Source organism: Streptomyces sp. 3MP-14, from assembly GCF_006334905.2.
Classification (GTDB): Bacteria; Actinomycetota; Actinomycetes; order Streptomycetales; family Streptomycetaceae; genus Streptomyces; species Streptomyces triticirhizae.
In genome coordinates this window covers 519,496-526,989 of record NZ_VDLZ02000002.1, presented here as the reverse complement: position 1 = coordinate 526,989, position 7,494 = coordinate 519,496, and the positions used below count along the sequence as shown (strand labels likewise).

Genomic DNA, 7,494 nt, shown 5'->3' with positions numbered 1-7,494 from the left:
GCCCGGAGCGCTTCGTCCCGATGCTCAACGCGGCCCGCTCGCCCACGTTCTACGAGTTCGACTCGATGGACCTGCTGCGGCTCTACCGGGAGATGGACGACCGCGACGAGGAGGCCGTCGTCGTCTATGCGGAAACTACCACCACCCCTCACCAAACTCACCGATAACGACCCACCAATAACAAACGCAAATTCACCAAATAACAGGAAGCCCCGTGATCCCGTTGATCATGCTGCCGTGCTTCCATTCGAGATCCGTCTCGGGAACAGCGAGTTTGAGGCTGGGCAGTCGATCGAGTACCGCCGTGATGGCTTCCTGTAGTTCGACACGCGCGAGGTGGGCCCCGATGCAGTAGTGGGGGCCATGACCGAAAGCGAGATGAGGTGCGGCAGGACGGTCCAGCATCAGGGTGTCGGGCTGAGAGAAGACCGCCGGGTCGCGGTTGGCAGCGCCGAGGACGACGATAACGGGTTCGCCGGCGCGGATGGCGACACCGTCGAGTTCGACGTCTTCGGTGGCGTAGCGGGCAAAGGAGAAGCCGCTGAGGATGGGGACGTAGCGGAGGAGTTCTTCGACGGCCTGAGGGACGAACTCCGGTTTGTTTCTGAGGAGTTCGAGTTGCTCGGGATGGCAGAGCAGCGTGGCCAGGAAGTTGGCGATCTGATGTGAGGTGGTGACAAAGCCCGCGTTCAGGATGTCGGCCGTGAGGGCGAACATCTCGTTCTCGGTGATCCGGCCTTCCTCGTCGCAGGCGCGTACGAGGGTGGTGAGCATGTCGTCTCGGGGATGCTCGCGACGTTCCTGGAACATTCCGGCGAGGTGGTGGAAGAAGTCCTCGACGCGTTGGCGAACCGTCTGGCCCGGGATGTCGTTGGCGAAGATGGTGTCGGCCCACATCCAGAAGTTGTCGTGGTCTTCGGGAGGTGCGCCGAGGATTTCGCAGATGATGGTGGTGGGGACGGGGATGGCGAACTGCCGGAGCAGGTCGGCGGGTTGACCGGCCTCCAGGATGGCGTCGAGGCGTTCGTTGGCGACGTCCCTGACGCGGCTGCGGATGGGTTCCATGCTGCGGGCGCTGAAGTGCCGTCCGACGATGGATCGGAGACGGGTGTGCTGGGGCGGGTCGAGGGAGAAGAGCCCTCCGGTGACTCGTGCTTCGTCGCGCATTCGGGGCTGGTCGCGGTCGGTGCCGGCGGCGATCGAGAAGCGAGGGTCGGACAGGACCGTCTGGACGTCGGCATGGCGGGTGGCCAGCCAGGCGTCGTCGCCGTGGGGCAGCCGGACGCGGGTGGGCGGCTGTCGGCGCAGCTCGGTGTAGGCGGGGTGGAGGGTGAAGCCGTGGTTGGTCGGGAAGGGGCAGTGTCGCTGCTCCTGGGCTTCGGGCACGGTGTTGTCTGGTCTTCCTGTGAGGAATGGCTACCCGTGTTCTGGGAGTGCCGGGCCGTTCCCCAGTATCGACAGCGGGGCGGGGTGGCCGCGGGTGCACCGGGCAGGATCACCCCATCAGGTGGTGGAGCGCGGGCCGGGCGGCCCCAACCTGAGGGTTGTGCGGTTGGGACCCGGAGTTGCGCTGACGGCGGTCAGGCGGCGAAGCCCACGTTGGTGACGTACTCGTACTGGCCCCACTGCGATCCCAGATCGACGATCTGCTCGATCCATGCGTCGTCCAGGGCCTGGTCGTTGCCGGCGGCCCAGGCCTCGACGATGGCTCCCCAGCGGCGGATGTTGAGGGTGCGGAACTCCACGACGCGTTGGTGGGGAGGGCGCACGCCGGACTGGTTGAGCGGATGGATCTCCACGCGCGTGCCTCGGCCCTCGCGGTTCAGGCGGGCGAGGAGGTAGCGGGCGACGTTCTGGCGACGGACCGCGCGATAGGCGGTGTCGATGCGTGTGAGGTTGCGTTGGGTGGGGTTGCGCGTGCCGGCCAGCCACGCCTTGAGGGTGCGATCGGTGACGGTCAGTCCTGCCTCGCGTGCGGCGGCGCGGGCTCGGGATGTCCGGGTGAGGTAGTGCAGGCGGGCCAGCAGACCACGGCGCGTTGTGACGGGGGATGCGATGAAGTCGGCGAGGGCGTCGAGTTGGCGTGCGACGGCCTCGAATCCCTTGATTCCCTGGGCGCCGTATTTGCCGAAATCGATGGTGCGCTCGGGCACGTTGTCCTCTTCCCCGGTCAGTTCTCGTCGATGTGGTCATCGGTGTGTTCGGCGGCGGCCTGGTCGAAGGGCTCGTTGCCGATCGGGTAGACGTCCTTGACCTTCACCTCGGATACCCCTCGGCCCTCCGGGAAGACTCTGGGCCAGTCGCCGATGACATGGAGTTCGTCGGTGCCCATCGCTCGGACGACCGTGAGGCCGGCGTCGTGGGCCTTGAGGGCTTTGGTCCAGAGGTTCGCGAAGGCCTGGGAGCGGATGAGGTGCATCCAGTCGGGGCGGTACAGCTCCCGGTTGTAGTTGGACTCCCCCATGGTGGAGACGAACTTGGAGTACATCGCCTTCACGTATTCCAGTGTCACCTCGTCGTCCTGGGCGATGGCGCGGTCCCGGGCGTCCTTGAGGATGACGCGGAACTTCTCCAGCAGGTTCTCGGTGGCGCCGGAGGTGAACGACTCGTGGATCTCGGGGGGTTCGCACAGGCCGAGTTTGGGGCCGGACAGGCGCAGCAGCAGGCGGAGGGTGGGTTCGGTGACCCAGAGGGGGCCGGGTTCGTCGCGGTTGCCGATGGGGTTGGGCAGGTAGGCGCCGTGTTCCCAGGGGGGTGGGGTGATGAGGTGGACGCCGGCGCGGCGGCGGTCGTGTGTGCTGCCGATGGTGTGTTCCAGCTGTCCGATCGGCAGGTGTGTCTTGAGTGCGCTGAGGTAGGCACCGTTGATGTCGAGGGCGGTCACCTCGTGTACGCCGGTGGGTAGTTCGGGGCGGAACCACTTGGGGCGGGCTTCCCAGATCTGGTCGGCGCCGCGTGCGGACTGCTTTCGGAGGATGTCCGGAATCCAGGGGTGGGCGACGATGGCGTAGCGGCCGCCTTTGCGGCAGCTGTCGAGCAGGGCCATGGCGTCCGGGATGGCTCGCTTGACGAGGGCTGCGGTCGCTGCTTCGACGTCGCCCTGGTGTGTGGCGAGTGCGTCGGTCACGGCGGCCGCGATGGGGTCGGGTGAGGAACGGGGGCGGGAGGGCGTCCCGGTGTGGGGGGTGGCTCGGGGGCGGCGGGCAGCGGGCGGTGTCGGGGCGGGTGTGGGCGTGCGGCTCGCCGGTGGCTCGGCGGGGGCGCACTGGGTGGGGTCGAGGTGTTGGGGGAAGCCGGCGACCTGGTGGCGGGCGGGGCGCCCGCACAGGACGCATGGCTGGGGTTCGGTGAGGGCGTCGCCGTCGTCGGTGTGGGCATCCGGGGTGCGGACGTTGGTCTCCCCGCCCGTGGGGGGGCTGGCGTGGGGTGCCGGGGGTGCTTCCGGTGTGGCGGAGGGCGCTTCGTTCGCGGGTGGCGGGACCGGAGGCGCGAGCTTCTCGGCGAGGCCGTCGAGGAGGTAGGCGTACTTGGTTCTGACCTCTCCCACGGGGTCCCGGCCGGCCTCCCATCCGGTGACGGTGGACGGGCTGACGCCGAGGGCGCGTGCCACCTGGGCCTTGGACAGGCCGGCTCGCTCGCGCAGGTCGCGGCGCACGTGTGGCTCGGGGAGGGCGGCTTGGGGGGTGAGGGAGGCGAGCAGCGAGTCGATCGCGTCGAAGTCACTCATCGGGCCACGGGCTCTCGGGATGGCGGTGACGGGGTCGTGGGAGAGGTCCGGATCTGCGACACCTCACCTGTCTCCTGCCTTGACGTCTGAACGTGTCACGAAGTTACCAGCGTGCGGGGGCTGTGTCGGTGGCGGGCCAAACGTCCCGGGTGGTGGGGTGGGAGGGCTGGGCGGGTGGACGAGTGAGTCGTGGCGTGGGGTGGTTTCGGCAATACGTCGCGGGTTGGGGAGGTCGTATTCCGGTGTCTTGTGGGGGGCTTGGGCGGCGGACCATGCTCGATGGTGTCTGGTCTCCTCGGGCTGGGAGTGCCGCGTATGTCGTTCCAGGCTCTTCGGCAGACGGTTGACCGTTTGCTTCCTTCTTCTGATCCGGTTCGTTATGTCGCCGAGGACGGGACGCCGCTTCCCGTTCCGGATGGCGCGGAGATTCCCGCCGACGCGGTGTTGTTGGACGCTTTTCGGCGGATGGTGGTGGGGCGGCGTTTCGACGCGCAGGCGACGGTGTTGACGCGGCAGGGGCGGTTGGCGGTCTATCCGTCCAGTCGGGGGCAGGAGGCCTGCCAGATCGGCGCGGTGTTGGCGCTGCGGGAGGAGGACTGGCTCTTTCCGACGTATCGGGACTCGATGGCGTTGTTCGCGCGGGGGCTTGATCCGCTGGAGCTGCTGACGCTGTTGCGGGGTGAATGGCACTGCGGCTATGACCCGGTGGCCTGGCGTACCGCTCCGCAGTGCACTCCGCTTGCGACGCAGGCGCCGCACGCGGTCGGTCTGGCCGAGGCGTTGCGGCGGCGGGGTCGGGGTGGGGTGGTGTTGGCGTTGGTCGGTGACGGCGGGACGAGTGAGGGCGATTTCCACGAGGCGTTGAACTTCGCGGGGGTGCTCGGGGCGCCGGTGGTTTTCCTGGTGCAGAACAATCGCTATGCGATTTCGGTTCCGCTGGAGCGGCAGTCGGCGGCGCCGGCGTTGGCGTTGCGGGGGGTGGGGTGTGGGGTGCCGTCGGAGCAGGTGGACGGGAACGATCTGGTGGCGACGCTGGCGGTGGTGTCGGCGGCGGTGGAGCGGGCTCGGGCGGGGCGGGGGCCTTCGTTGATCGAGGCGCACACGTATCGGATCGAGCCGCACACGAACGCGGATGACGCGGGGCGGTATCGGGACGAGGAGGAGGTCGCCCGGTGGCGGGCGGCTGATCCGGTGGTGCGGTTGGAGCGGTATCTGCGGCATCGGAGGCTGCTGACGGATCGGGAGGTGGCGGACGCGCAGCAGGAGGCGGAGCGGGCGGCGGAGGCGCTGCGGGCGGGCCTGGGTGGGCCGTTGGCGGGTGATCCGTTGGAGCTGTTCTCGCATGTGTTCGCCGAGCCGACGCCGCAACTGGTCGAGCAGCGGGCGTGGTTGGCGGCGGAGTTGGCCGCCTCGGACGGCGACGACGGTGCCGGCGGCGACAGCGACGGTGTGGGGCTGGAGGGACGGTCGGGATGACGACGGTGACCATGGCGCGGGCGTTGAACTCCGCGCTGCGCGAGGCGCTGCGGGCGGATGACGACGTGCTGGTGTTCGGCGAGGACGTGGGGCCGCTGGGCGGGGTGTTCCGGATCACGGACGGGCTGACCCGGGAGTTCGGGCAGGAGCGGTGTTTTGACACGCCGTTGGCGGAGGCGGGCATCGTGGGGGTGGCGGTGGGCCTGTGCATGGGGGGCTTCCGGCCGGTGGTGGAGATGCAGTTCGACGCGTTCGGCTATCCGGCGTTCGAGCAGATCGCCTCGCATGTGGCGAAGACGCGGAACCGGACGCGGGGGCGGCTCTCCCTGCCGATGGTGATTCGGGTTCCGTTCGGTGGCGGGATCGGGGGCGTGGAGCATCACAGCGATTCCAGTGAGGCGTACTACGCGCACACGCCGGGGCTGAAGGTGGTGACGCCGGCGACGGTGGAGGACGCGTACTGGCTGTTGCGGGACGCGGTGGACGATCCCGATCCGGTGGTGTTCCTGGAGCCGAAGCGGCTGTACTGGTCGCGGGGTGAGGTGAGCACGGAGCGGCGGGCGGTGGAGCCGTTGGGGCGGGCGGTGGTGCGGCGGGCGGGGCGGGACGTCACGGTGGTGGCGTATGGGCCGGCGGTTCCGGTGGCGTTGGAGGCGGCGCGTGAGGCGGCGCGCGGTGGGGTGGATCTGGAGGTGGTGGATCTTCGGTCGTTGGTGCCGCTGGATGACGCGACGGTGATGGCGTCGGTGCGGCGGACGGGGCGTTGTGTGGTGGTGCAGGAGGCGCAGGGCTTCGCGGGGGTGGGCGCGGAGGTGGCGGCGCGGGTGCAGGAGCGGTGTTTCCACTCGTTGGCGGCGCCGGTGTTGCGGGTGGCGGGGTTTGACATTCCGTATCCGCCGCCGGCGGTGGAGCGGGTGCATCTGCCGAGTGTGCGGCGGATTCTCGGTGCTGTTGCCCGGCTTCAGTTCGATGACGAGCCGGATCTGACGCACGGGGTGGCGGGGGTGGTCTCGTGAGCGGCGACGGAGCGGGGGGTCGGCGGGTCTTTCGGCTTCCGGATCTGGGTGAGGGGCTGACGGAGGCGGAGGTGCTGGGCTGGCGGGTGGCGGTGGGCGAGAGCGTGGTGACGGACCAGGTGGTCGCGGAGGTGGAGAGTGCGAAGGCGGCGGTGGAGATTCCGGTGCCGTTCGCGGGGCGGGTGGTGACGTTGCACGCGGGGGTGGGTGAGCGGGTCGAGGTGGGTGGGCCGTTGGTGACGATCGAGGGGGGAGACGGGGCCGGGGTCAGGGCGGAGGCCGTTGCCGGGGCCGGGCCGGAGGTGGCGCGGGAGGAGGTCTCCGGGGCGGAGTCGGGGTCGGGGCCGGTGCTGGTGGGCTATGGGACGGTGCCGGTGGCCGACGTGCCGCGGGACGCGCTGGCGCCTCGGGCGATCTCGCCGTTGGTGCGGCGGATGGCGGCGGAGAACGGGCTGGATCTGGCGGCGTTGTCGCGGGAGGCGCCGCACGGGGTGGTGCGGCGGCGGGATGTGGAGGCCGCGCTGGCGGACCGGTCCCCGGAGTCGTCGGCGGCGTCAACGTCGGCGGCGGTGGAGGAACGGGTGCCGTTGCGGGGTGTCGGGCGGGCGATGGCGGAGCGGGTGACCCGCAGTCGGCGGGAGATCCCGGACGCCTCGGTGTGGGTGGATGTGGACGCGACGGAGCTGCTCGCGGTGCGGGACCAACTGCGCGCTGCGGCGCCGGAGTTGGGCATCGGTCTGCTGGCGCTGGTGGCGCGGGTGTGTGTGGCGGGGCTGGCGCGGTTCCCTGAGCTGAACGCGCGGGTGGACGCGCGGCGCGGGGAGCTGGTGCGGCTGCGGGGCGTGCACCTGGGGTTCGCGGCGCAGACGCCGCGCGGGCTGGTGGTGCCGGTGGTGCGTGACGCGCAGCGGCTGTCGACGGCGGAGTTGGCGGCCGAGCTGCGGCGGCTGGGTGAGGCGGCGCGCGGGGGCACGCTGTCGGCGGAGGCGATGGCGGGCGGCACGTTCACGGTCAACAACTACGGGGTGTTCGGGGTGGACGGGGCGACGCCGATCATCAACCATCCGGAGGCGGCCATGCTCGGCATGGGGCGGGTCGTTCAGCGGCCATGGGTGGTCGACGGTGCGCTGGCGGTGCGCTGGGTGACGCAGCTGTCGATCACCTTCGATCACCGGGTGTGTGACGGGGGGACGGCCGGCGGGTTCCTCCGGTTCGTCGCCGACCATGTGGAACGGCCGGCGCTGCTGACGGCGCGGCTGTGAGGACGAAGGGAGA

6 protein-coding genes and 1 pseudogene are annotated in these 7,494 nt (G+C 70.1%); 4 read left to right on the top strand and 3 right to left on the bottom strand.

The features are described 5' to 3' along the window. Positions 1-146: pseudogene (locus FH609_RS04775) on the top strand (peptidase); the annotation flags it as partial. Between the two features lie 46 nt (positions 147-192). Here FH609_RS04775 and FH609_RS04770 read toward each other — a convergent pair. The 3 genes from FH609_RS04770 to FH609_RS04760 form a co-directional block, all read right to left on the bottom strand. Next, positions 193-1,386 (bottom strand): cytochrome P450, encoded by a 1,194-nt coding sequence (locus FH609_RS04770; protein ID WP_139670708.1) that lies wholly within the window; start codon positions 1,384-1,386, stop codon positions 193-195. A 194-nt stretch (positions 1,387-1,580) separates the two neighbouring features. Beyond that, complete coding sequence (locus FH609_RS04765) at positions 1,581-2,153, bottom strand: transcriptional regulator (protein WP_139670706.1); 573 nt, start codon at positions 2,151-2,153, stop codon at positions 1,581-1,583. A gap of 17 nt (positions 2,154-2,170) precedes the next feature. Further along, positions 2,171-3,727: a helix-turn-helix domain-containing protein gene (locus FH609_RS04760; protein ID WP_139670704.1), complete on the bottom strand. Its 1,557-nt coding sequence runs from the start codon at positions 3,725-3,727 to the stop codon at positions 2,171-2,173. Between the two features lie 315 nt (positions 3,728-4,042). Here FH609_RS04760 and FH609_RS04755 point away from each other — a divergent pair, with 315 nt between their 5' ends. From FH609_RS04755 to FH609_RS04745, 3 genes are read left to right on the top strand one after another with little or no spacing between them, the layout of a single operon-like run. Continuing rightward, a complete protein-coding gene (locus FH609_RS04755; protein ID WP_139670772.1) occupies positions 4,043-5,203 on the top strand; it encodes a thiamine pyrophosphate-dependent enzyme in 1,161 nt (386 codons plus the stop codon). Then, the gene (locus FH609_RS04750) at positions 5,200-6,219 is read left to right on the top strand and encodes an alpha-ketoacid dehydrogenase subunit beta (protein ID WP_139670702.1); all 1,020 of its coding nucleotides are present in this window, start codon (positions 5,200-5,202) and stop codon (positions 6,217-6,219) included. The genes FH609_RS04755 and FH609_RS04750 overlap by 4 nt, the downstream gene beginning before the upstream one ends. Then, positions 6,216-7,481: a dihydrolipoamide acetyltransferase family protein gene (locus FH609_RS04745; RefSeq protein WP_139670700.1), complete on the top strand. Its 1,266-nt coding sequence runs from the start codon at positions 6,216-6,218 to the stop codon at positions 7,479-7,481. Before FH609_RS04750 ends, FH609_RS04745 begins: the two co-directional genes overlap by 4 nt. Positions 7,482-7,494: the final 13 nt, after the last annotated feature.